Here is a 23,640-nt window from a genome sequence, read left to right on the forward strand (position 1 = left end):
GCACTCTTAGGGAAAAGGTTAAAGGGAAAGGATTTTGAGTTTTTTTACCCTTTTTCCCTTCCCCTTTACCCCGACAAATGCCAAGAAGTCTAATTTGTTTTAACCCAACCCCATTGTGGTACTAGTTATTTTTTGACGCTTTCTAACATTTCCATTACTTCTGCTTCCGGTTTTACCCTAGCTTCTGCTTCCAGAAATTCAGTTACTTGAGCCTCAATTTGATCTCGGACAATTTGGCGATATTCCAAGAAATGCTCAATTTGGGCACAAACAGCTAAGTAGCTACTCACCCCACCCGGATTATGCTGGTACATACTCCACAAATTGCGCCAGAATTGCCAGCGTGTTTGACGACGTACACCTTGACGCCAACAAATAATCAGAAACGCTCGGAGTACTTTCCAGTTCAATGGTTTCTTGGCAGCTTTGCCTTTTTTCGGGTAGGTTGCTTCGCCCAAAAGCCGGAAGTGTTTGTATGTACGCTCCAAAAACCGCTCTGGCTCATACAAATCACAGAATGCTTGCACATATTCACGAGCAATGTCTTCTAACGGTCGAGTTGGCACGAAGTTCATCAACGTGGTTTGGTTGATGTTGGCAGATTTATTGCGGAGTCGTCCTTCCTTTTCTAATCTATGCCAAAGTGCTGTATCTGGAAGCGCTTGCAACATACTAAATAAGGCTGTGGGGATTGCTGTTTGCTCGACAAATTTGACAATTCGTGCGCCTGCACCTGCCTTTTCGCCATCAAATCCAATGATAAAGCCTGCCATGACTCGCAGCCCGGAGCGGGTAATTTTATTTACCGCTTCGCTAAGTGAGTCTCGCGTATTCTGGTATTTCTGTGTGAAAGTGAGACTTTCTTCGTCGGGGGTTTCAATCCCCAGAAAAACGGCTCCAAAATTACACGCTACCATCAAATCCATCAGTTCTTGATCTTGAGCTAAATCAACTGAAGCCTCTGTGGCAAAGGAAAAGGGATAGTTATGTTCTACCATCCAGGGCAGAAGAGACTTCAAAAATAATTTGACATTCCGCTTATTACCGATGAAGTTGTCATCTACCATAAAAATACTGCGCCGCCAACCCAGTTTGTAGAGACAATCAAGTTCTGCTAAAAGTTGCTCTGGGGTTTTGGTGCGAGGTTTGCGACCGTATAGCACAATAATGTCGCAGAATTCACATTGAAAGGGGCATCCACGGGAAAATTGCACCGACATCTCTGCATAAGCTTCAAACTCTAGCAAATCAAAGCGAGGAGTTGGAGTGTTGGTGACATCGGGTTTTTCACCGCCAGAGCGAAAGATGCCTGTGCGATCGCCGCGTGCGATCGCTGCTACAAATAAGGGTAGGGTAATTTCCCCTTCGTCCAATATCAGGTAATCTGCTCCGGCGGATGTCATTTCATCTGGTAGCGCTGTCGGGAAGGGGCCACCCACAGCTACCTGCTTACCCCTCTGCTTTGCTTCCAATATCTGAGAGAGCAAATCTTCTTTTTGCACAATCATCGCCGACATAATAACCAAATCTGCCCAAGCCCATTCCGCTTCTGTACAGACACGAACATTTCGATCTACTAGCTTAAAATTCCATTCTTGCGGTAAGATCGCCGCTACAGTTACCAAGCCTAAAGGCGGTAGCATTGCTTTACGGTCTAATAAAGCCAGTGTTTTTTCAAAAGACCAAAAACTTTTTGGAAAGCGGGGGTATAGAAGTAAAACGTTCATATTTGATGCTTATAAACTTTGATTTTCGTTGGTGGTTGAGTTCATGTCAAACTAAACCAGTGGTGATAACACATTAGAGGAGCTTCTATATCCACTAGCTGTAACTTATACTATGACTGATTTAGACAAAGCAATATCTTGTGAGAGCGATTATTATAGAACTTACGCAAAATATCTCTCAAACTCTGATTTCTTGGTTAAGATTTTTTGATCAAAATTTAGATCGTAAAGACGCGATTCATTGCGTCTCTTGCATTAACCTGTTTTTTTTGTCACTTGGCAAATTGGCAACTCTAAGAAAATTAACTGTGTTATTTTCAATACTATACAAGGTGTATTTGCACTTTCAAGCTATTTAGACGGGCTGCAACCCGTCTTTTTTATCCCTGGATCATTTTAAAATCTAGTTTCCGGGTAGAACTGAAAATGCTCTTTCATTGCGACTCTGCCGCTAATTCAGGAGGCAGCAAGCAGCAGCCCATCCGCATTCCCAGCCGGAGGCTGGGAACTTTTTCAGCCAAGGTACTCTCCAGAGAAATTGAGCAAAGAGTAATTCCAGAAAGCACTATTAAACTAATTTCAGGTTTGGGTTCCGCCGAAAAGATCCGTATTGTACAAATTTCCCAGAGCAGTGTTTATTTTTGTCTCTAGAAGCTTCTATTCAATTATCTGTTCGTTAGTCTAATCCTTTCTCAATCAAGAATAACTTTTAACTGATTACTCCTGAAAGCGGGTGCAGTATTGTTAAATGAAAACTATGTCTGGTTTCAGTTTTCAGATACCGTTCTTGCAAAGGTTGCCATTGCTGCCACGACTGGTAACGATTTTCAGTTAACAAATTAGCAAAAGTGGGTAACTGAGTCTGAATTTCTGACTTGTATACATCTGTAAGCCAGTCAGTTAAAACAGCACTATCTTGCATCGTACCCAAAATTTCTTGGATATTTTTTACTTCTGTAATATAAGCTTCGTAAGACTCGCCATATAAGTCAGTAAATAATTCCATTAGATAGCGTATACGTTTAGCTTCTTTTCGCAAACTATGAAGACTTTCACCTTCTGTTGTCAATTGTTTTTCTATCTTTTTCGGTTTCCAGTTTTTTTGGATCTTCACTTCTGATTCTACAACTTCAGTACCAATTAGCCAGCCCGGATGCAGTAAGAAGTTACTCACTTCTGGCAAAAGTAAGTCTGGTAACACTTGCTGAATCGAAACAGATGCCAAAGGTTGATAACTGGGTTTCTCTAACCACTTATCCAATGCATCTTTGAGAGACTTGTAAGATTCATCGTTTAATGTTTTCTGCACACTCGATTCTACATCTTCACGTTGTTTATCCAAAGCTATAAAAGCTGTTTTTAGAGATTCCTGCTCTTTACGAGGTAAATTTGGTTTGTAATTGTTTTCCAAACTTTCTTTGAGTACGTCTAAATCTCGCAGATTACCAAGACGACGGGCTATTTTACCAATATTTTTATCGCTGACTGGTTTCGGCACATCTACCGCTAGCCCAAACCGAGTTACCGCTGTCCGTAGGCGGCGCATTCCCACTCGCATTTGATGTAGCGCTTCTGGATCTTCATCTTTCTTAACTGATTTTTCCCATTTAAAGGTTTTCTTAAAGTGTTTTTCAATCGCTTGGTAGGCGTAGTCACCGAGAGTTTTTACTGTGGGTTGTATGGCTAATGTCATAATAGGTCTGAATGATTACCTCATGAGGTTATTGCATAATAACAATATTATTTAAAAATTTGCATCTACTTTTGATATTTTTTATGCCATGAGAATTGTCAGGTAGGCTTATGACTATTGATAGTTGCATCCTATTTTATAAATATACAATATCTATCAAAGGTTCAAATAGCAGATTCACGCCGTCAATTTGATATGGACTATAGCTTTAAGATAAATATTTTATATAATAGAATGCTATAGCTAATATTTTTGCAACTCCTCAATATAATTTAAAATGCCAAACTTACATTTGTTAAATCAAGTTTTATTGACTTTTACAGATTCTTTTAAAGAACATAGAGAAAACTTATCAGCAGTGCTGCTAACACATGATAAGTATTTATGGTTAGGGTCAGATGAAACTTCTACTATTGAGCGTCTCTCTTTGGTTGATACTGATAAATTTACAGATCATCAACAATTTCGTGTAGCAGAATATATTAATTTACCTGCACCAGAAGACAAAGAAATAGATATAGAAGGACTGGCTTATACTGATAATTACTTATGGTTTGTTGGTTCTCACAGCTACAAACGCAAAAAATTCAAAGCTGAAAATACAGATGCCAAAAACTTTAAAAGGCTCGGAAAAATTGAATCAGAACCTAACCGTTACGTTTTAGGACGAATTCCTCTGATAGACGGTAAGCTATTCTCATCTTGCCCACACCCCGAAAACCCAGATGTGCAATTGAATGCCGTTAAATTAGAGGTGACGAATCAGGGTAACTTGCTGATGACAGCTTTAGCAAATGACGATCATTTAGGCTTATTTATTCAGGCAGCAATTCCTGGAAAGGATAATGGCTTTGATATTGAAGGAATAGGTATTTATCATAACCGCGTCTTTCTGGGTTTGCGCGGGCCTGTATTGCGGGGTTGGGCTATAGTGCTGGAAATAGAGTTAGAAGATTCTACTTCTGGACTGATGAAACTAAAGCAAATTGGAGAATTGCAGGAGTTATATAAAAAGCATTTTATCTGGTTGAATGGTTTGGGAATTCGGGATTTGTATGTAGATGATAAAGACTTATTGATTTTAGCTGGGCCAACGATGGATTTAGATGGCCCCGTGCAAGTTTATCGCTGGGTAAATGGTGTGAATTTGCGAGAAAATGTCTTCAGCAATCCCGATTTTGTGCAAGATATTCCTTATGGGAATCGGGAAGATCATGCTGAGGGAATGACGCTGTTTCAGGATGTAGCTGATATACCTTCGCTATTGGTAGTTTATGACTCTCCTGCAAAAAGTAGGCTGGTGGGTGATGATGGTGTAATGGCGGATGTGTTTAAGTTGGGCTAACTTCAATTTTGGATTTGGGATTTTACATTGTTAAATGTTAGTAGAAATTGCTTGTACGGGACAGGTGGGGATACACTGTTCGCAGACGATACAGCGCGATCGCGTGAATGTCAACTTGTACGTCTCTGGCTGGAGGGTGAGGGCTTCGGTAGGACAAACCCCAGTACACAAGCCACAGTGGACACACACATCCTCGTCGATCGCAATTTCGCCTAATGTCGAAGAAACATTAACATTACGCGATCGCATCCACTCGATCGCCGCATCTAATTGATCGATATCTCCCGATAATTCCACTACCAGCTTGCCAATTTGATTTGGGGCAACTTGGGCGCGGATAATATTAGCAGCGACGTTGAACTCTTTAGCCAGTACGTAAGTGACTGGCATTTGCACGGCGCGTTTCGGGAAGGTGAGTGTTACTCGTTTTTTCACAGGTTTAGCAGAGGGTTTTTTCTGTTGTAGCGTATTGAGAGTTTTATCAGTTCTCTCCTACGGTAAGTTGCACAACGCAAGGCAAGAGAAAGACATTGCTCCTACCTCAACATACATAGCGCTATTTCCAAAAATCTTTACAACACATAAATCGGCTGTAGGGGCGTATAGATGTATATAGATGTCAACTTACCGTTACTTACCGTGTCATCCCAGTTTTGTCTAAAGCCAAAACTTCCCCTCCCCTTCACAAGCTACGGTGTACACACAAGTCGAAGTACCCCCCTCAATCCCCCCAATGTATCGGGGGGAAGCCGGAAAATCTAGTTCCCTCTCCTTTGCAAGGGGAGGGTTAGGGTGGGGTAAAATGCCTGTTTTATAACCATTTGAGCTTACGTTGACACCAATATACAGTCCTGCACCCCTACAAAATTGGGGATTTCGTGTTATGGCGTTAAACTATAAGCAATTCGTGTAGGAGTTACGAATAAAAATATCCCCGACTTCTTTAAAATTCGGGAGATGAGCCTCTCTGTACTAGAAAAACTTCTAAGTAAGGTAGTATAAAGTTAGCATCTGTAAGATATTTCTTTCTACTACACCATCTGCTCCTAAGCAGGTAGCTAGAAAAATTCAATTAAAATTAATTAATATTGATATTTATTAATTAGTACGATCCGCAAATATAAACCTTTTGGAAGAGGCTCTAAAATTCAGCATTGAATTGATATTATATCAATTTTACAATTGAATTGAATTGCTTGTTATCTGTGATATCCATTTTAATTTGGAAAGCTTTTAACATGAAAATTTTAGTTGTCGAAGATGATGAATTAAATGCATACTCACTTACCACCGTTTTAACTAACCAAAACTACGCGGTTGAAGTTGCTACTGATGGTGATACTGCTTGGAATTTTATTCAAATTTACGATTATGATTTAATCCTCCTAGATGTAGTGTTGCCCAAGCTGGATGGCATTAGTCTTTGTCGTAAAATCCGGTCTAATGGTCTGCAAATGCCAATATTATTATTGACAGGGTGCGATAGTAGTCATGAGAAAGCGATCGGACTCGATGCAGGTGCAGATGACTACGTAGTTAAACCCTTTGACGCAGAAGAGTTAATTGCTCGTGTTAGGGCACTGTTGCGTCGTAAAGGCGTAACCTCGCAACCTGTGCTGGAGTATGGTCAGTTGCGGCTAGACCCTAGTAGCTGTGAAGCGGTCTATGCTGGAAATCTGCTGCCACTTACTCCCAAAGAGTATGCTCTTTTAGAACTATTCTTGCGAAATACTCGCCGGGTGTTTAGCTGCGGCATGATTTTAGAACATCTGTGGTGTTATGAAGACACTCCACAAGAAGAAGCTGTTCGCACCCATATCAAAGGGTTGCGACACAAACTCAAAGCTGTAGGAGCGCCCAGTGATTTGGTTGAAACAGTTTATGGTATTGGCTATCGGCTGAAACCAGGGGCAGAGGAGGAGAAGGGCAGGGGGGCAGAGGAGCGTGCAAAATCCTTGGTATCCAATCTCAAATCACAGCAGCAAACATTAATGGCAGTTGCGGAAATTTGGCAACGATTTCAAGGGCGTATAGACGAGCAGGTGAGGGTACTGGAGGAAGCGATCGCAACTTTAAACCAAAATAGTTTAAATTTCGATTTGCGATCGCTTGCAGCCAAAGAGGCGCACACCTTGGCGGGATCTTTAGGCACTTTTGGCTTGCCTCTTGGCTCAAAATTGGCACGTGATATCGAACTATTACTGAGTTCTGGTCAAACTTTGAGTCAATCTGAGATTAGCAACCTCGAAAGTGGGGTAAAGTTATTACGTCGGGAAATTGACGGAAACGAAGCAGCGGTAATATCTGCATCACCAACCCCACAAGTTTTAGAAACAGTCACACAACCGCTGCAAAATGACTCATATACAGAAATTAAAATATTAGTTGTGGATGACGATCCGCAAATTCAAGCATTCTTGCAAACCTTACTTAGTCCTTGGGGACTGAAGGCGATCGCTCTTGAAGATCCTCGTCAGTTCTGGGAAACCTTGGAAGTAGTTACGCCAGATATGCTGATTCTGGATGTGGAATTGCCTTATACAAATGGTATAGAACTTTGCCAATTAGTACGCAACGATTCGCGCTGGTGTGAGTTACCCATTCTATTCCTCACTGTGCATAGCGATGCCGAGATGGTAAATCAAGTTTTTAGCGTTGGTGCTGATGACTTTGTAAGCAAGCCCATTGTCGGGCCAGAACTAGTAACCCGGATCGTCAATCGCTTAGAACGGATGAAATTGCGGCAGCGCGTTGTGCAGGGAGGTAGGGGGGCAGGGGGGCAGAGGAGCAGGGGAGCGCAACAACAAGGGAATGAAGTTTTATTGACAGTTAAAGATACCGGACGCGGTATCCCAACAGACAAACTTGAGAGTGTCTTTGAGCGCTTTCAACAAGTTGACTCTTCAGATTCACGCAACCATGATGGAACTGGTTTAGGTTTGGCAATTTGCAAGAGCATTATGCAACAACACGGCGGACGCATCTGGGCTGAAAGTGCATTGGGTGAAGGCAGCACTTTTTACGTCACTCTGCCATTATTTAGGACTTTCCAAGATACTGATCTAGATGACTCTTCCAACATTCCTATGATTCATAGTAGTTTCGAGCCAACTACAAATAGCCAACTAAGTCCAGATGCAGAATTTTCGAGCAACGGGCGTGTGACTACCAAGGAATTTGAACAACGGGTGATGAAGTTACTTCAGGGAATTACCCTGAATCAACAAGAGGATAGCAGTGATGACAACAAAGCAAATTCTAGTGGTTGATAACGAGCAATATATTCAAGAAGTTGCCAAGATTTGCTTGGAAACAGTCGCAGGCTGGAAAGTAGTGACTGCGAGTTCTGGTCAAGAAGGCATAATTAAAGCTGAGACTTACCAACCAGATGCAATTTTACTAGATGTGATGATGCCAGAGATGGATGGCATCACTACATTTGAAAAGTTACAAGCCAATCCATTAACTAAAACGATTCCAGTTATTTTCTTAACTGCTAAAATCCAAGCTTCCGATCGCCGTCGCTATAATCAGATGGGAATGATTAGTGCGATCGCTAAACCATTCAATCCTCTAGAATTAGCTGCTGAAGTAGCCCTAGCGTTGGGCTGGAGTTTAGAAAAGTAAAACAAAATCTATAGCAAATTAATTTATAGAAAGTAGACTTAGAGAAAAGTAATTTAAAAGTTTTTTTAGGTATTAAAAAAATTAGTTTAATTTTTATTAATAAAACTTAATAAATATATATTTGCTGAACTACTTGATGTTGTAAAATAAGCAGTGGATTTTGTCGATTAACAGATTAAATCGTAATTTGGTTATTTTTGGTAATAAAGACCAAAAAATTCGACATAATCAGCATTTTCATTTCACCGAATTAATATTACGGATGGGTCTAATTGACGAACCACTCATTTTGGTATTATTGCTTTTTCTTCTTCGGTATCACTCTTGCCCGATACTTTCTGATTGCTGGCGGAGCATACTTGCTCTTTTATTTAATTCTGGGAAAGTCTCTCGCCAACAAGAGCTTGCGTTTGAAACCGTTGATGAATTCTTCCATTAAAAAGGATATTGAATTATCAGTAATCTCCACAGTAGTTTTTGCTATTTCTGGAGCGTTTATGATCTCAGAGTATAATTTGGGAGCAACGCTTTTATACGCTGACATCTGGAAATACGGACTGTGGTATTTAATAGTTAGCTTTATTGCAGTGCTAATTCTTCAAGATACTTACTTTTATTTTATCCATCGGATGTTTCACCATCCTCTAATTTTTAGATGGATGCATTATGGACACCACCGTTCAGGAGATCCAACACCCTGGAGTTCCGCTGCCTTCGACTTACCAGAAGCGATCGTACAAGCACTTTTTTTTGTAGGTGTAAGCTTCATAGTTCCGCTGCATTTCGTCACCTTAGTTACCGCACTGATAACTATGACAGTATGGGCAGTGTTTACTCATCTTGGATTTGAGCTATTTCCCTCCTCATCTAAAAGTTACTGGATTGGAAGCTGGCTTATCGGTTCTATGCATCATTCCATACATCATCGCAAGTATAAAGTACACTACGGTTTGTATTTTACGTTCTGGGACAAACTGCTTGGTACTGAAGATCCTAATTATGAAAACGAAAGCCACACAAGGGAGTTTTAACTATAGCAGTCCTAAATCATTTGTGAAATATTTTTCTGTTGGCTGTCAGTAGTCATTTGTCCTTTGTAATCACAAAGGACAAATAACTACTGACTATTTAATTTTTGTCGAATTCTCAAGCTTGTTTGGATTCACCCAACGGTTGACAAATTCGTTGTTATGTTTGTACACCTTGATTTGCACTTGCTTGGGACTTAACTTGACTATTTCGGCAGGAATTCTTTGGACATCGCCAGAATCTGCGCGGGGCTTGTAAAGCCAAATCACTTTTTGCCCAACTTGAAAGTAGTTAGGATTGCTAGTTAAAGAAGGCGTACTGTCTGCCCAAGAGGGGAAAGCAACTGCTAAGTTGAGCAAAAGTACTAAGACCACTAGAGTGATTTGAAAAAGTTTCATAATCATCGCGCTTGTCTTAGGTCTGATGGGGCAATCAATCTGCTGCTCTAGCATTTAGTTATTGTCCTTATTTGGGTTCTCAAAGTTCAAAGCTCGTATACTAAAACTTCTTTAGGCGATTTAGTAAAAGTTAAAATATCTACTGATTTCAGGATAAAACGACTTGGAAAATAAAATCAAATAGTCTTATTTGTTAAAACGATAACTTAGATTTATATATAGAATGAGAACAAATGGAAAAGCTGAAGTAACAAGTTTATTCTACGAAAGCGATCGCTGTTTGCCGTCAACCCAAAATAAATCTTTTGGCTGAGACATTGAAGCGATGCCTACGGCGGTAAACTACGCTTGAAGCTGAAATTTAAGCAGCCCAAAAAATCGGGGCGGGTTTGGAACCTGACTTTTCACGGCATGTGGAAAAGGTTATTTTGAAGGTTTCTCAAACCCTAACTTTGTGGTTTTTACATCCTTGTGTCCGAGTAATTCCTACACTGTGCGGATGTCGTAGCCGTTTTGTAATAAATGGGTAGCAAAACTGTGGCGAAACGTATGACAACCTACCTTTTTTTGAATACTGGCTTGACGAACCCCTTGTTTTAACGCTTTTTGTAAACTACTCTCGTGCAAACGATGACGACAAACTTCTCCACTACGTGGATCTTTAGTTCTTCAGCCATACTTTCAGGTAGCATAGTCACCCGACTTTCATTTCCCTTTGTATCGCGCACAATAATTTGATATAGAAGTTTTCTGTATATTCAGACAAGAATTCGTTGTAATGCTTGATATATTAAGATTGAGAAAAAGATTATACGAAAACTTTCCGTATAATAAGTAGTTGGGCGGCACGGAACGAATGAACGACTATAAAGACTCAATGCAGAATTCCCTGAAGCTCGGATTCTTCATCCAGCCCGTCCACCCGCCGTCCCGTTCCTATGGGGACGTTCTCTGCGAGGATCGCGAAGCAGTAATGCTCGCCGATCGGCTCGGCTACCGCGAGGCCTTCATTGGCGAGCATCTCGTCGACTCGGCCGAGACGATCACATCAAGCCTCGCTTTCATTGCGAATCTCGCCGATGCGTGCCCGTCGATCACCTTCGGTACCGGCGTGCTTCCACTCGCCAACTACCACCCGGCGATGGTGGCGGCGCAGGTTGCGATGGTGGATCACCTGGTGCAGGGTCGATTGATCCTGGGAGTCGGACCCGGCGTTCCCGGTGACGCAGAAGCCATCGGAGATTTGGGATCGGACCGAAATCGCAAGACCCAAGAGGCGCTCGAGCACATGTGCCGGATCTGGAGCGAAGAGCCGCCGTACCGGATCGAAGGCAAGTTCTACCGAACCACCACAGAGCGCTGGCTTGATCGGAACATCGGAGTGGGTGTCGCTGTCCGACCGCTGCAAGAGCCCCATCCGCCCATCGCCATCACCTCGAACCGACCGGGCGCTCAGGGACCGCACGCCGCGGGAGCGCGCGGCTGGTCCGGAATCTCGGCGACCTACGTGGGTGCGTACGTCGTCCGGGCCCACATTAAGAACTACCTGGAAGGCCGGCGATCGGCGGGTCTCTGTGCCCATGCTTCCGGGTGGCGCGTGGCGCGCAGCGTTTTCGTGGCCGATGACGAGGCCACGGCACATCGCTACGTGCATCGCGAGGGCGGCGCGCACGACTTCTACTTCCACGTCATGAGGACCAAGCTCGCAAAGGCTGGCGCACTGGACGTCATGCGCGACTTTCCCGACCAGCCGGATTCCGAACTCTCTACGAAGCGGTGCATCGAGCGTCTCGTAATCACGGGAACCCCCCAGAGCGTCGCAGACCAGATTCTTGCATTCCGCAACGAGGTCGGCGCGTTCGGCACACTGCTCTACACGGGCCACGACTGGACCGATCCAGCGCTCGCCCGGCGCTCTATGGAGCTCATGGCGAACGAGGTCTGGCCCCGGATCGATCCTGACTTTTCACGGTAGTCCTCAAACCACGAAACAGCGTGGCTTTTTCCACAGTCTAATTCTCAAGAACTCTAAGTTAATGAAAATAGGTAACGTAAAAGTTAGGGTTTAAGAAACCCTCAAAATAACCTTTTCCACATGCCGTGAAAAGTCAGGTTTGGAACCTGCCCCGACATCTGATATACTCCGCCCAACGGCTGTAGCTACAGGCTTTAAACTATCAACTAAATGCACCATATCTTCTAAAGAAAGTGCTTGACGGGCATCAGAAACAGATTTTTCTGGTTCTGGGTGACATTCAATAATTAATCCATCTGCACCGCAAGCGATCGCAGCCCTAGCTACAGGTGCTACCAACTCCCGTTTGCCGACGGCATGGGAAGGATCTACAATTACAGGCAAGTGAGTTATTTGCTTGAGTGCTGCCACTGCCCCTAAATCTAGGACGTTACGGGTGTAATCGTCGAAACTGCGAATACCTCTTTCGCACAACACCACATCAGGATTCCCGTGACTAAGGATATATTCAGCAGCCATGACAAATTCTTCAATAGTCGCTGCTAAACCACGTTTGAGTAGTATTGGTTTACCAGCTTGTCCCAAAGCTTTGAGCAAGTCAAAGTTTTGCATATTGCGGCTACCAACTTGAAGCATATCAGCGTGAGCGGCGACTACTTCAATTTGAGAAATTGACATCACCTCCGTGACAACTGGCATATTGTAATGCGATCGCACCCTAGCTAAAATCTCTAATCCTGACTCTCCCATACCTTGGAAAGCGTAGGGAGATGTACGGGGTTTGTAAACACCACCACGCAACCCCTGTACTGATGCATTAGATAGCCTTTGGGCGACTATCTCCATTTGTTCTAAGCTTTCAACAGTGCAGGGCCCGCCGATAATTACCAGTTCTTTACCGCCGAAAGCGACTTCTTTCGAGATTTTAACGATTGTCTGGTGGTTGAGATGGGCTTGTGCAGCAAGTTTGGCATTAATCATGGTTATATTTTCCTGAAAAATTAAGTATTGGGCATTGGGCAAAACAGTGCTGAGTGCTGAGTGCTGAGTGCTGAGTGCTGAGTGCTGAGTTAAGAGTTAGGAGTTAGGAGTTAGGAGTTAGGAGTTAAGAGTTTTGTTTATCACTTTGTCCCCTTGTCCCCTCATCTCTCTCTTGTCTCCCATGCCCCATGCCCAATGCCCTATTAACAAAAAAGCCCGAAACCTTTATAAAGTTCCGGGCGCGTTTTGATTCATTGGCATGACGCTATTTACCCGGAATTTATTCTGGGCCAAAAGTAAAAGCCATAAAACCAACTAATGAAATAAGCCATGACAATGAAATTCTCCTTAAAAAAACAAAAACCGCAGAGTTTGCTCTGCGGTTCACCGGGCGGTTTCCATTAGGAAACTTAATTCACCCCCGGTGAACCACCCTAAACCAAAAATAAAAGTAGGAATTTGTGTTAAGCATTTGCGGACTTTTTGCTGGAAAACTTAAAAAATATACCTATGTAAAATAAAGCTAGCAGAAAGAGTAGGCTTTGTCAAGACCTGCACAAACTATAAAAAAACGATAGACTCAGTACAACTCTGGGGATTAAGACTAATAACGCTTTGCACAATTCAAAATCACGCCCTGTTCTGATTTTACTAGTTGCTTATTTGCGTAGACAAAAACAGCGGCTTGTCATTAGACATGACGATAGTTATATAACCTCAGAAGAAAAAGCCAGGATTGAGAAGTTAAAATATATAATTCTCCTGACTTCATCTTACGAAAGCTTATTGCAGGGAATTGACAACCGCCATACATTATTGCCCAAGTTCTCATTCACCAGATCAATTTTTTAGGATCATCTGTCTCATTATGCCCAGTTCCAAAATCTTAACCCAATCTTTCGACTATTATGGAGCTTACCCCTGCCCAGTCTGTCGAATAGGTAAGATTTCTCACATGCCATTGATGGAAGCTATGGCTTGTGACTTTTGCCAAGAGATTTTTACAGTCAATTTAGAGCAACAGCAAATCAAGATGCCTTCTAGGCAACCACCTTTGACTTGGCGTTGGAATGGGTTTAGTTGGACAGAAGGCCAGTTGGAAGGTGTGGAATTAGGTTGGGGTTATGGATTAGCAGCAGCAGTTTTCATAATTCTTCCCACGACTCTAATTGGCATAGTAGCTTACTATTTTCCTGCTAATCTGAAGGAACCCATTACCTGGATGCCATATATTTGGACGATATTAACCTTCTTATCACATTTATCAATTATTGTCTGGATTTATATTGAAGTCTATCAGATTCCAATTGCAGCATATTTTCGAGCGATCGCTCGATGGAGAAATGGAGAGATGGGGAGATGAGAAATCAATTAAAAATTAAAAATTAAAAAACTTCTGCCCCCTGCCTCCTACCCCCTTTTTCCCAAAGCCCCATAATCCATAACAAATGATGCAGCGTATAAATGACTCCATCACTCATAATTAAGTTGATTGTCCACCAAAATATCGTATGAGCGATCTGGAGCGGTACTACAGAGTTTTGGAATTAGAGCCTGGAGCAACACTTGAAGAAGTGAACCAGGCTTACAAAGATTTAGTCTTTGTTTGGCATCCCGATCGCATTCCCAAAGACAATCTCCGTTTACAGCAGAAAGCACAAGATAAGCTGAAAGCCATAAATGAAGCTCGTGAAAAGTTGCGCTCTCTAAAAACCAAACATCAAACCACACATCAAACTACATATCAAACCACACATCACTCACCGTCACCTCAACAAGAAAAACCATCTCAACCAACTCAGAAACCACCAAAGCAAAACTCAGACTTGAGTGGCAAAGACTACAGTCGGGCAAATTTGAGCAATAAAGACTTATCTGGCAGAAATCTAAGTTATGCCAATTTGAGCGGTGCTAATCTCAGCGATACCTTTATGCACAAAGTCAACCTCAGAGGTGCAAATTTATCTGAAGCAAATTTATTTCGGGCAAATCTACTTTTAGCCGATCTCAGGGAGGCAAATTTACGCGCTGCTAATTTGATTGGAGCGGATCTTAGTGGAGCCGACTTGCGAGGAGCCGACTTGACGGGAGCGCGGATTCGCTCTGGTGAGCGCCTTCTGGTTAAATTAGTTGGGACTAACTTAGCAGGGGCAATTATGCCTGATGGCTCAATTTATCAATAACTGAGGTTGCGCCATAACACCAAAATCCTCATGTAGAGACGCGATTTATCGCGTCTTAAAAAACCAATTATCCAGACTAATAATACCAATTTGAAACAAGTCGGGAATCTGACCTAGCTTTATCCATCCCTACAACCTGCGTGTAAAATTGGATATGATACATCAAGGCTTTTAGGCATTGTGAACTTTTTTATCGGTTGTGCTGTTTGGGCATATAAAGGTTGGGTAGGCGAACTCTATCCCCAAGGTACTCGCACTGCTGATTTTCTCCATCTCTACAGTCGTCGCTTCACCACTGTAGAAGGTAACACTACCTTTTATGCCGTGCCTAACCAAGAAACTGTAACTCGTTGGGCTGCCGAAACACCAACAGGTTTTGAATTTTGTCTAAAATTACCGCGAGATATTACCCATCAAGGGTTGCTAAAACCTTATATTCCAGCTGCTTTAAATTTTTTGGAGGGGATGCGCCCTTTAGGTAAGCATCTTGGCCCAATTTTTGCCCAGTTACCACCCAGCTATGCACCTGCATTACTTGACGATTTGTCCAACTTTCTGGAAGCTTGGCCGCGTACACAAGCACCCCTAGCAGTGGAAGTTCGGCATCCCGACTGGTTCAAAGAACCCCATGCTAGTAATTTGACAGCGCTTTTAGAAAAGTTAGGTGTCGGACGAGTACTGTTAGACTCGCGTCCCATTTACACTGGAGATGATGACCCCCAATTACAATCGGAACGGCGCAAACCTAAATTACCGTTGCAATTGAGTGTGACAGCACCTTTTACTCTGATTCGGTTTATTTCTCATCCGAATTTATCAGTGAATCAGCCATTTATGGAAGAGTGGGTAAGGCAGATTCAGCAATGGTTACAGATGGGAGTGCGAATTTATTTCTTTGTCCATTGTCCAATAGAAGCGCGATCGCCCAGCACGGCCCGTCACTTCCAAAAGCTATTAGAACAAAGTGGGACACCAGTTCCACCCTTACCTTGGAATAACCTTGAGCATCCCCCCAATCAACTCAGTTTATGGTGATCGTATTTAGTAGATAATTGGGGTTGTAATACTTTTCTGTTAAAGAAAAATTTTTAGAGTAGTTCCATCAAAGGAGGTTGAGATGAGTCGTCTTCTTTATGAAAATTCAGTCTCATATAAAGGATATCTCATAATTCCATTTGTTTTTGGTAAAGCCGACAATTACGAAATTTATTCGTATAAAATGCTATCTGAAATTGGGCACAGAAGCAAATTTCATAAAGCAGAAAATCCAGCAGAAATCTATGGAAGTGACGTTAAGAACATCATTGATATTGCTAAAGAGCATATCGATGAAAATTCCGAGTTTGTTCATCGGGGGGATAGTTTTAAGTCTCGCTATGTTTATCGGAACAATTTGATTATCATCTTCCAAGAAGGAGACAAATATTTTTATGACCATTATCCACCAGAGTTATTAAATAATATTGCAGCTCCAAAGTTATTCAAATCTGAATATGAATGTCTGAATTGGATTAAGCAAGGGTTTGATGGGCGACATGTGCGGCAAAGAGTGATTTGAAGAAGGTAGGAGTGATTTCAATACGGTTCGGTTAAAGGGGAAAGGGGAAAGGGGAATAAAAAACCTTTAACCGCAAACCCATTGCCCTTTTCCCCAAACCCTATTCTGAGTTCAAAATGCTTATCCGAACCGTATTGGGAGTATTTGCATTTGTACAGCAATGTTCATGTATTTGAACCACACCTGTGTAGGGGCGCAAGGCCTTGCGCCCCTACCGCGTGGTCTATTTACTGGAAAATAGCTGTAATTTGGAATTTTGCTTTGCAGCATTATTTAAATGTCTGCAATCAACCTTAATTTATTGCGCTTGGCTCCATGTAGATAATTTCCCAAATGTGGCTATCTAAGTCAGCAAATCCATGTCCATACATAAAACCGTGATCTTGCGGTTCATTATAGGTTGTTCCACCAGCAGCGACAGCCTTGCGAACTATTTCATCGACTTGTTCTCGACTATCAAAAGATAAACACACAAGCACTTCTGTGTTTTTTGTGGCATCACAAATTTCTTTGGGAGTAAACGTCTTAAACTTTTCATAGGTCAAGAGCATGACGAAAATGTTTTCGGACACAATCATACAGGTGGCAGTTTCGTCAGTGAATTGAGAATTAAACTCAAAGCCGAGTTGAGTAAAGAACTCGATCGATTGATTGAGGTTTTTAACTGGCAAATTAACGAAAATTTGAGTACTCATGGGTTCTTTTTTGGAATTATTTCACAATAAAGGATCGGCGAAAAAGTGCTGAGGTTTTACTCTAGGGAAGACGCCCATAAGCGCCTCCCCACAAGTTAAGGAGTTTGCTGGCAATTGACCATCCAGGGAATGCCGAATTGATCGACTAACATACCAAAGCGGACAGACCAAAAGGTTTGATCGATCGGCATTTTCACTTTTCCGTTTTCTGCCAGGATATGAAAGATGCGTTCTGCCTCTGCTGGCTCGTCAACGCTGATTTGCACGTAAAAGCCTTGGGGTGTTTCAAAATATCCAGGCGGGCTGTCAGACCCCATCAAGAGGCGATCGCCCAGATCGAGGCAGACGTGCATGATTTTGTCATGCCATTCGGCAGGTATATGCTCGGCTGAGGGCGCATCTTTGTGGGTCATCATCATGACAATTTTGCCGCCAAGACAGTGTTCATAGAACTTGAACGCGGCTTCACAGTTACCGTTGAACATGAGATAAGGATTGGGTTTCATGGCGTTAACTCACTAGATTAGCCTATGGGTTGAGCGTGAATACAGCTTGAGAAGTCTCTGGATCGAATGGAACCGAGAGATGTTCGTGTAATATCTGCCATTCGCCTTGATTTTTCTGGCAGACAGAGGTGACGCGCATCCAGGTCTGCATTGCTGGATGGTCTTGGGTTCCTGTGAAGCGAAATAGCCAGTGTGCAACCGCTAAGTCTTCGCTGACGGTAATCTTCAGGTCTCGTGTTTCAATCTCAAAGGTGTCGGGGAAGTAAGGCAAACATTCTTTCCACACTTGACGCCAAGCATCTTTCCCTTGGGTTTGGAAAGGAGGTTTAACATCGAAGACGATAATCTCGTTGGCATAATGGGACATGATTTGCTCAACATCCTTGGCGCAGATAGCGCGTTGTTGCTCGGCAATTAGTTGGCGAATCTGAACTTCGTTAGTTGCGATCGCGTTTTTGGTTGTCATTGTCATCTCTCCTTTTGGTTGAGGTTGAGTGCAGTTACAAATTCTCTGGCAAGCCTGCAACTTCAATCACAGGCCGAATTTCAACGGTGCCGACGTGCGCGCCTGGAATCCGCGCGGCGATCGCGATCGCTTCGTCGAGATCCTGAGCATTAATCAGAAAAAAACCGCCTAATTGTTCGCGAGTCTCTGCAAACGGCCCGTCAGTTACTAGTGGTTTGCCATCGCGCACCCGAACGCTGGTTGCAGTTGCCACAGGGTGGAGTGGGGCGGTTGCGAGATACTGCCCCTTCGAGTTGAGTTGTTGTGCTAGTTGCGCGGATTCTACATAACAATGTTCCCGTTCAGTTTGGCTCAGGGCATTTTCCTCCAGGTAAATCAGCAGCAAATATTTCATCGGGTTGCCTCCTTTATTTCCCGTTGTTACTTCCCTTCTTTCGTAAGTCGAACGGTGCTGGCTCAAATCGACACCCCGCCAAAAATTTTTATCGTTTAGTACGATCTGGGTATACCTCCCTTGTTTCCCTTTGTTAGTAAGTCGAACGGCGCTAACTCAAATCGACACCTCGCCAAAAATTTTTATCGAAGAAAAGAGAAAAAATACCTCCTTGCCCCCTGCCCCCTTCAATTCAGGTATGATCCCAAACGCAAAAACAGACGTAAAACAAGTGATCGCCTCCCTTTATCGGGCTGAATGGGGGCGGATCGTCGCCATCCTCATTCGCTTGGTGGGGGATTTCGATGTGGCTGAAGAAGCGGTACAGGAAGCCTTTATCGCTGCCGTGAATCAATGGCAGTCGAGCGGCGTGCCCGATCTCCCCCGTGCGTGGATCGTCAAAACAGCCCGATACAAAGCCATCGATCGCCTCCGACGGCGGACACGGCTGACGGAAAAATTGGAATGGTACGCCGCCTCCGGGTTAATCCCAACCCGTGAGGAGCCAACTTACGATACAGACGAAATTCCAGACGACCGACTGCGGCTGATCTTTACTTGCTGCCACCCAGCACTGGCGATCGAGGCGCAGGTTGCTTTGACGCTGCGGCTGCTGGGCGGACTTGAAACAGATGAAATTGCGCGGGCATTTCTCGTGCCCACGGCAACGATGGCGCAACGACTGGTACGCGCCAAACGCAAGATTCGGGATGCAGGTATTCCCTATAAAGTGCCGGACACAACCGATCTGTCTGTGCGGGTGGACGCAGTGCTGACGGCGATCTATCTGATTTTCAATGAGGGCTACGCGACGACTAGGGGCGAGACGATGATGAGGGCTGACCTCTGTACAGAAGCGATTCGGCTGGGTCGCCTCGTGAGGACGTTGATGGCACCCCAACCGCCCTCAGAAGTAACTGCACTCTTGGCGCTGATGTTGCTGCACGACTCCCGGCGGGATGCCCGTTTGAATGAGGCAGGCGATCTGGTGTTGCTTGAAGATCAGGATCGTAGTCGCTGGAATCAACAGCAGATTGCTGAGGCGCTACCGCTCGTTGAAGAGGCATTGCGGGGCGAAACTGGCCCGTTTGGAGTGCAAGCAGCGATCGCGGCACTACATTGTCAGGCAGCACAAGCAGAAGAAACGGACTGGTTACAAATTGTCCGCCTCTACGATTTGCTTGAGAGCTTGCAGCCCTCGCCGATTGTGTCGCTGAATCGGGCGGTGGCGATCTCAATGATAGAAACTCCTCAAACGACCCTCAAACTCATTGATGGGCTTGCTCCCCAACTTAATGGCTACCATCTATTTCACGCCACCCGTGCGGAGATGCTGCGCCGCATTGGAGCCTCAGCGTCAGCCGCAGAGAGCTACGCGATCGCGCTTATGCTGGTTACAAATGACAGCGAACGCCGCTTTCTGGAGCGTCGGCTGCGCGAAGTTCAGCCCTAACATCCAGCATCACCGGACACGCGAAGAATTATTGATTACCAAGATTGTGTTCAGTTACTGATTAAACTTTGGTTAAGGGGAAAAGGGGAAGGGTAAAAGGGAAAAACCTTTAACCCAAACCCAGTAACTAAGCCCCGTTGGGGCGGGGTGTAGGGTGTAGGGTGTGGGGTGTAGGCTGCAATAGACAGCCCTAACAACCTTCTTCGTTCAAGCCCGGTTTTTCACTCTGGTTTGCATTGGTGGGGGCTTATACCCCTACCAATGCCGTCTTCCCTACAACCCTACCCCCTACACCCTGTTTTTGACACCTTCATGATGCCAATCTACTCGGTTCATACGATAAACGAAGCAGTCATCGTCACCAAATCGTCGAGACTCGACAAATCGGAAACCAAAACGTTCATAAAAGCGGTGGACGCGGGTATTGCCAGCAAGTGGATCGACGAGTACAGCTATCACTTGCGGGTCAGCAAAACATCGAGCAAGTGCAAGCTGCATCATTTGGGTTCCATAGCCTTTGCCCAAATCACTCTCTTCCCCAATCCAGATATCAATAGCGCGAAGATTCGCCGGAACATCACCCCAGTAGTGACTATCCTCACGTGCCGGATCGATAATCTGAAGAAATCCGATGGGGCGACCATCAATTTCAGCAATCAATTGCTCTCTCCATTCAGGAGTGCGGTCAAGTTCCGTCTCCCAGCCCCAGTCATCGTTAGGATCGGACTCTACCACATGAGGTTGCTCATCCCAATGTCGCAGCAGATCCAAATCAGCAAAGGTAGCAGGGCGGAGATTTATCCTCATTGAAGGTGTTACGTTATAGTTCATGGTTTTACTCAGGTTAGTTAGCACTTACCTACTCATATTTACCGTGGTGTAATCAAATACCAAAGGATAGGGGAATTTTACCAAGAAGCGATCGCCTACGGCGGGCGGGTACGCCATCGCAGAGTGAAGATATATACAAATCTAAAGACTTTATTAAATAGCTACCCAGGTAGAAAACGGGTAGTTCTCCGCTATCTTTAAGCAAGCGATTCAGGGATGATTAATTCTATAGAAAAGCGCTAGCAAAAATTTTAGGCTGGCATTTAATAAACCGCATATAAATCAAAGCCCTGAACTTTTATCAGGGCTTTTTAAATTTAAGCAGAGTAATCGCAGCCTTTTGAGTCTGATTATTTCGTTGAAGCGATCAATTATTTATACAGTAGTGCTAGTGCTGAAACACTGATGGCAATACTGGAAAAATTGATGCTGCGAGAAAACCGTAATTTTCATCTAATTCAAGAAACAGAAGCTGCTTTTCGTCAAAATTTTTCTCTGAGTGAAGGTATTTGCATTTTCGGGTAAAGCACTCTACGAAAATTGCTCTATAAATAGTATACAGAATAAACTACTATAAAACTATCGGAATAGTGTCTTTAAAGATTATGAGCAACACTAAAAAAGTTAGTGACGACTTAAGCGCTGCTGGACAACTAACTTCTGAAGAGTTAAAACAGGCAGCCCAAGAGGGATTTAAGTCAGTACTGAACCTGCGTTCTCCCGATGAAGCAGGTTTTCTCAGTGACGAACAGCAGCAAGCTCAAGCGGCTGGACTGCAATATGCTAATGTGCCATTAAAGCCTTCAGAAGCAAATCAAGAGCAAACAGAGTTAGCAATTCAGGAGATTGAGAACTTACCCAAACCAATTTTAATTCACTGTGCTGCTGGAGCAAGGGCTGGTGGTATCGCCTTGATTGCCAATGCTATTAGTGAAGGTCTGACTTATGAGGAAATTAGTCAGAAAGCTCAAGAGCTTGGTTTAAATTTAGAACAACCCCACCTCAAGCAATTCCTACTTGAAAAGTATATTGCCAAGCAAAAATGACTAACTCAGCACCAAGTCGTTTGGGTGAACTCGCTAATCTGTTTTTTAAATTGGGCGTCATTGGCTTTGGGGGCCCGGTTGCCCATATAGCCATGATTGAAGATGAAGTGGTTAAGCGGCGTCAGTGGTTGACAAGGGAGCATTTTCTAGATTTGCTGGGTGCAACTAACCTAATTCCTGGGCCAAATTCCACAGAAATGGCTATCCACATAGGATACATCTATGCAGGATGGCTGGGGCTGATTGTGTCAGGCGTTTGTTTCGTCTTACCTGCGGTTCTAATTACTGGTGGGTTTGCTTGGGTTTATGTTGTTTACGGTACTCTACCCCAAATTGCTCCTTTGCTTTATGGGATTAAACCAGCTGTTTTAGCAATCATCATCAATGCCCTGTGGGGCTTGGCCAAAAAGGCTGTGAAAACTCACCAATTATTAGTAATCGCTTTCGCTGTGGCATTGCTGACATTGTTATTCAAATTAAATGAAGTAATTGCCCTATTAATTGGGGGATTGCTGGGGATGGTTTGGTTAAATTCTGGCGAGAAAAACGATAAACCAGGAGATAAAGCCAACTTTCTGATTGCTAGTCTCAGTACAGGTGCAACTTTGAAAGCATCCGCTGTACTTGCTACATCGCTAGCTACTGCATCTACTGTAGCCAACGTTTCTTTATGGCAGTTGGGTTGGTTTTTTCTGAAAGTCGGTAGTGTCTTGTTTGGTGGTGGCTACCTTTTGGTGGCTTTTCTGCAAGGAGGATTAGTTCAAGAATACGGCTGGCTGACACAACAGCAGTTATTAGATGCGATCGCAATTGGTCAATTTACTCCTGGGCCAGTACTTTCCACTGCTACGTTTATCGGTTATGTGATTGCTGGCATACCTGGCGCAATTGTTGCCACCATTGGAATTTTTCTACCTTCTTTTGTTTTCGTTGCTGCCCTGAATCCGCTAATTCCACGCTTACGAGCCTCTTCTTGGACTAGAGCATTTTTGGATGCTGTGAATGTTAGTGCTGTAGCGTTAATGGTTGTTACTACTCTGCAACTGGGGGCGGCAACTTTAACATTACCACAAGCCCCATTTGTAGATTTTCTTGGCTTGGCGATCGCGATCGTCTCAGCCATTTTAGCTATTCGCTTTCGCATCAATGCTGCATGGCTAGTATTTGGTAGCGCCTTCATTGGCTGGGGTGCTTCACTCTTGGGCTACACTCGATGAAGTCGTAGGGGTGCAAGAAGACCTATTGGTGTCAACTTAAGCTCAAACGCTTATTCCACATGCGTTTTATCCCCCTTAATCCCCCCTTATAAAGGGGGGAAACAAGAAAATCCAGTTCCCTCCCCAATACATACGGGGAGGGTTAGGGTGGCAATACGGTTCGGTTAAAGGGTAAAGGGGAAAGGGGAAGGGTTTTGAATACATCCTTTACCCCTTACCCTTTCCCCAGATCATAAGGAAAGTGAAAAATGCTTATCCGAACCGTATTGGTTAGGGTGGGGTAACGCAGATCGTGATGGGAAGCCAGACAACTGAGTATCACGTTTTGGCAAGGGTTTCACGTTAAGTTGACACCAATGAAGAAGGCCTTGCGCTCCTACCGCGTAGTCTATTTACCTGAAAATAGCTGTAAGCTTTCTATGCTCTCTATGACTGGAATTGATAGAGATTTTTCTGATTTTGACGGCTTAAGTAAGT

24 protein-coding genes are annotated in these 23,640 nt (G+C 43.8%); 13 read left to right on the forward strand and 11 right to left on the reverse strand.

Going from position 1 to position 23,640, the window contains the following annotated elements:
* Positions 1-125 precede the first annotated feature (125 nt).
* Positions 126-1,727 carry a B12-binding domain-containing radical SAM protein gene (locus tag RMY16_RS17395; protein ID WP_322737454.1) on the reverse strand — a complete coding sequence of 534 codons (1,602 nt, stop codon included), beginning with the start codon at positions 1,725-1,727 and terminating at the stop codon, positions 126-128.
* Between the two features lie 426 nt (positions 1,728-2,153).
* On the opposite strand from RMY16_RS17395, the gene RMY16_RS17400 reads away from it, so the two are divergent.
* Positions 2,154-2,378, forward strand: a complete 225-nt coding sequence (locus tag RMY16_RS17400; protein ID WP_322737455.1) for a hypothetical protein — start codon at positions 2,154-2,156, stop codon at positions 2,376-2,378.
* Positions 2,379-2,436: 58 nt separating this feature from the next.
* Here the strand turns inward: RMY16_RS17400 and RMY16_RS17405 are convergent, their stop codons facing one another.
* Positions 2,437-3,420 carry a CHAD domain-containing protein gene (locus RMY16_RS17405; RefSeq protein ID WP_322737456.1) on the reverse strand — a complete coding sequence of 328 codons (984 nt, stop codon included), beginning with the start codon at positions 3,418-3,420 and terminating at the stop codon, positions 2,437-2,439.
* Positions 3,421-3,697: 277 nt separating this feature from the next.
* On the opposite strand from RMY16_RS17405, the gene RMY16_RS17410 reads away from it, so the two are divergent.
* The gene (locus RMY16_RS17410; RefSeq protein ID WP_322737457.1) at positions 3,698-4,765 is read left to right on the forward strand and encodes a DUF3616 domain-containing protein; all 1,068 of its coding nucleotides are present in this window, start codon (positions 3,698-3,700) and stop codon (positions 4,763-4,765) included.
* Between the two features lie 30 nt (positions 4,766-4,795).
* On the opposite strand, the gene RMY16_RS17415 is transcribed toward RMY16_RS17410, so the two are convergent.
* A complete protein-coding gene (locus RMY16_RS17415) occupies positions 4,796-5,200 on the reverse strand; it encodes an NIL domain-containing protein (protein ID WP_094347724.1) in 405 nt (134 codons plus the stop codon).
* An 803-nt stretch (positions 5,201-6,003) separates the two neighbouring features.
* Here RMY16_RS17415 and RMY16_RS17420 point away from each other — a divergent pair.
* The 3 genes from RMY16_RS17420 (at position 6,004) to RMY16_RS17430 (ending at position 9,423) form a co-directional block, all read left to right on the forward strand.
* Positions 6,004-8,034: a response regulator gene (locus RMY16_RS17420; RefSeq protein ID WP_322737458.1), complete on the forward strand. Its 2,031-nt coding sequence runs from the start codon at positions 6,004-6,006 to the stop codon at positions 8,032-8,034.
* Positions 8,006-8,392 (forward strand): response regulator, encoded by a 387-nt coding sequence (locus RMY16_RS17425; RefSeq protein WP_322737459.1) that lies wholly within the window; start codon positions 8,006-8,008, stop codon positions 8,390-8,392. Before RMY16_RS17420 ends, RMY16_RS17425 begins: the two co-directional genes overlap by 29 nt.
* A 272-nt stretch (positions 8,393-8,664) precedes the next feature.
* Positions 8,665-9,423 carry a sterol desaturase family protein gene (locus RMY16_RS17430; RefSeq protein WP_322737460.1) on the forward strand — a complete coding sequence of 253 codons (759 nt, stop codon included), beginning with the start codon at positions 8,665-8,667 and terminating at the stop codon, positions 9,421-9,423.
* A 93-nt stretch (positions 9,424-9,516) separates the two neighbouring features.
* On the opposite strand, the gene RMY16_RS17435 is transcribed toward RMY16_RS17430, so the two are convergent.
* Both RMY16_RS17435 and RMY16_RS17440 read right to left on the reverse strand, forming a co-directional pair.
* Positions 9,517-9,819, reverse strand: coding sequence for a hypothetical protein (locus RMY16_RS17435; RefSeq protein WP_322663783.1), 303 nt, complete (start codon positions 9,817-9,819; stop codon positions 9,517-9,519).
* A gap of 486 nt (positions 9,820-10,305) precedes the next feature.
* Positions 10,306-10,446, reverse strand: a complete 141-nt coding sequence (locus RMY16_RS17440; RefSeq protein ID WP_322663781.1) for a tyrosine-type recombinase/integrase — start codon at positions 10,444-10,446, stop codon at positions 10,306-10,308.
* A gap of 229 nt (positions 10,447-10,675) precedes the next feature.
* On the opposite strand from RMY16_RS17440, the gene RMY16_RS17445 reads away from it, so the two are divergent.
* A complete protein-coding gene (locus RMY16_RS17445; RefSeq protein ID WP_322737461.1) occupies positions 10,676-11,794 on the forward strand; it encodes an LLM class flavin-dependent oxidoreductase in 1,119 nt (372 codons plus the stop codon).
* A 90-nt stretch (positions 11,795-11,884) separates the two neighbouring features.
* On the opposite strand, the gene aroF is transcribed toward RMY16_RS17445, so the two are convergent.
* On the reverse strand, positions 11,885-12,775 hold the full coding sequence (aroF, locus tag RMY16_RS17450) for a 3-deoxy-7-phosphoheptulonate synthase (protein WP_322737462.1): 891 nt from the start codon (positions 12,773-12,775) through the stop codon (positions 11,885-11,887).
* Between the two features lie 868 nt (positions 12,776-13,643).
* Between aroF and RMY16_RS17455 the strand changes: the two genes are divergently transcribed.
* The 4 genes from RMY16_RS17455 (at position 13,644) to RMY16_RS17470 (ending at position 16,516) form a co-directional block, all read left to right on the forward strand.
* Complete coding sequence (locus tag RMY16_RS17455; protein ID WP_322663775.1) at positions 13,644-14,138, forward strand: hypothetical protein; 495 nt, start codon at positions 13,644-13,646, stop codon at positions 14,136-14,138.
* Between the two features lie 148 nt (positions 14,139-14,286).
* Positions 14,287-14,958 carry a pentapeptide repeat-containing protein gene (locus tag RMY16_RS17460; protein WP_322663773.1) on the forward strand — a complete coding sequence of 224 codons (672 nt, stop codon included), beginning with the start codon at positions 14,287-14,289 and terminating at the stop codon, positions 14,956-14,958.
* A 180-nt stretch (positions 14,959-15,138) separates the two neighbouring features.
* Positions 15,139-15,993: a DUF72 domain-containing protein gene (locus RMY16_RS17465; RefSeq protein WP_322737463.1), complete on the forward strand. Its 855-nt coding sequence runs from the start codon at positions 15,139-15,141 to the stop codon at positions 15,991-15,993.
* Positions 15,994-16,075: 82 nt separating this feature from the next.
* A complete protein-coding gene (locus RMY16_RS17470; RefSeq protein ID WP_322737464.1) occupies positions 16,076-16,516 on the forward strand; it encodes a hypothetical protein in 441 nt (146 codons plus the stop codon).
* A 293-nt stretch (positions 16,517-16,809) separates the two neighbouring features.
* On the opposite strand, the gene RMY16_RS17475 is transcribed toward RMY16_RS17470, so the two are convergent.
* From RMY16_RS17475 to RMY16_RS17490, 4 genes are all read right to left on the reverse strand, one after another.
* Positions 16,810-17,211 carry a VOC family protein gene (locus RMY16_RS17475; protein ID WP_322737465.1) on the reverse strand — a complete coding sequence of 134 codons (402 nt, stop codon included), beginning with the start codon at positions 17,209-17,211 and terminating at the stop codon, positions 16,810-16,812.
* A gap of 95 nt (positions 17,212-17,306) precedes the next feature.
* Positions 17,307-17,717 carry a VOC family protein gene (locus RMY16_RS17480; RefSeq protein WP_322737466.1) on the reverse strand — a complete coding sequence of 137 codons (411 nt, stop codon included), beginning with the start codon at positions 17,715-17,717 and terminating at the stop codon, positions 17,307-17,309.
* A 22-nt stretch (positions 17,718-17,739) separates the two neighbouring features.
* Entirely contained in the window at positions 17,740-18,183 is a 444-nt protein-coding gene (locus tag RMY16_RS17485) for a YybH family protein (protein WP_322737467.1), read from the reverse strand.
* Between the two features lie 34 nt (positions 18,184-18,217).
* Positions 18,218-18,577 carry a YciI family protein gene (locus tag RMY16_RS17490; RefSeq protein WP_322663763.1) on the reverse strand — a complete coding sequence of 120 codons (360 nt, stop codon included), beginning with the start codon at positions 18,575-18,577 and terminating at the stop codon, positions 18,218-18,220.
* Between the two features lie 130 nt (positions 18,578-18,707).
* Here RMY16_RS17490 and RMY16_RS17495 point away from each other — a divergent pair, with 130 nt between their 5' ends.
* The gene (locus RMY16_RS17495; RefSeq protein WP_322737468.1) at positions 18,708-20,069 is read left to right on the forward strand and encodes an RNA polymerase sigma factor; all 1,362 of its coding nucleotides are present in this window, start codon (positions 18,708-18,710) and stop codon (positions 20,067-20,069) included.
* 288 nt (positions 20,070-20,357) lie between these two features.
* Here RMY16_RS17495 and RMY16_RS17500 read toward each other — a convergent pair whose 3' ends face one another.
* The gene (locus RMY16_RS17500; RefSeq protein WP_322737469.1) at positions 20,358-20,900 is read right to left on the reverse strand and encodes a GNAT family N-acetyltransferase; all 543 of its coding nucleotides are present in this window, start codon (positions 20,898-20,900) and stop codon (positions 20,358-20,360) included.
* Between the two features lie 605 nt (positions 20,901-21,505).
* Here RMY16_RS17500 and RMY16_RS17505 point away from each other — a divergent pair.
* Both RMY16_RS17505 and chrA read left to right on the forward strand, forming a co-directional pair.
* Positions 21,506-21,946 carry a beta-lactamase hydrolase domain-containing protein gene (locus tag RMY16_RS17505; protein ID WP_292740392.1) on the forward strand — a complete coding sequence of 147 codons (441 nt, stop codon included), beginning with the start codon at positions 21,506-21,508 and terminating at the stop codon, positions 21,944-21,946.
* Positions 21,943-23,163 carry a chromate efflux transporter gene (gene chrA, locus RMY16_RS17510; RefSeq protein WP_322737470.1) on the forward strand — a complete coding sequence of 407 codons (1,221 nt, stop codon included), beginning with the start codon at positions 21,943-21,945 and terminating at the stop codon, positions 23,161-23,163. The genes RMY16_RS17505 and chrA overlap by 4 nt, the downstream gene beginning before the upstream one ends.
* Positions 23,164-23,640 lie beyond the last annotated feature (477 nt).

It is taken from the genome of Nostoc sp. DedQUE12b (assembly GCF_034530835.1).
Taxonomy (GTDB): domain Bacteria; phylum Cyanobacteriota; class Cyanobacteriia; order Cyanobacteriales; family Nostocaceae; genus Nostoc.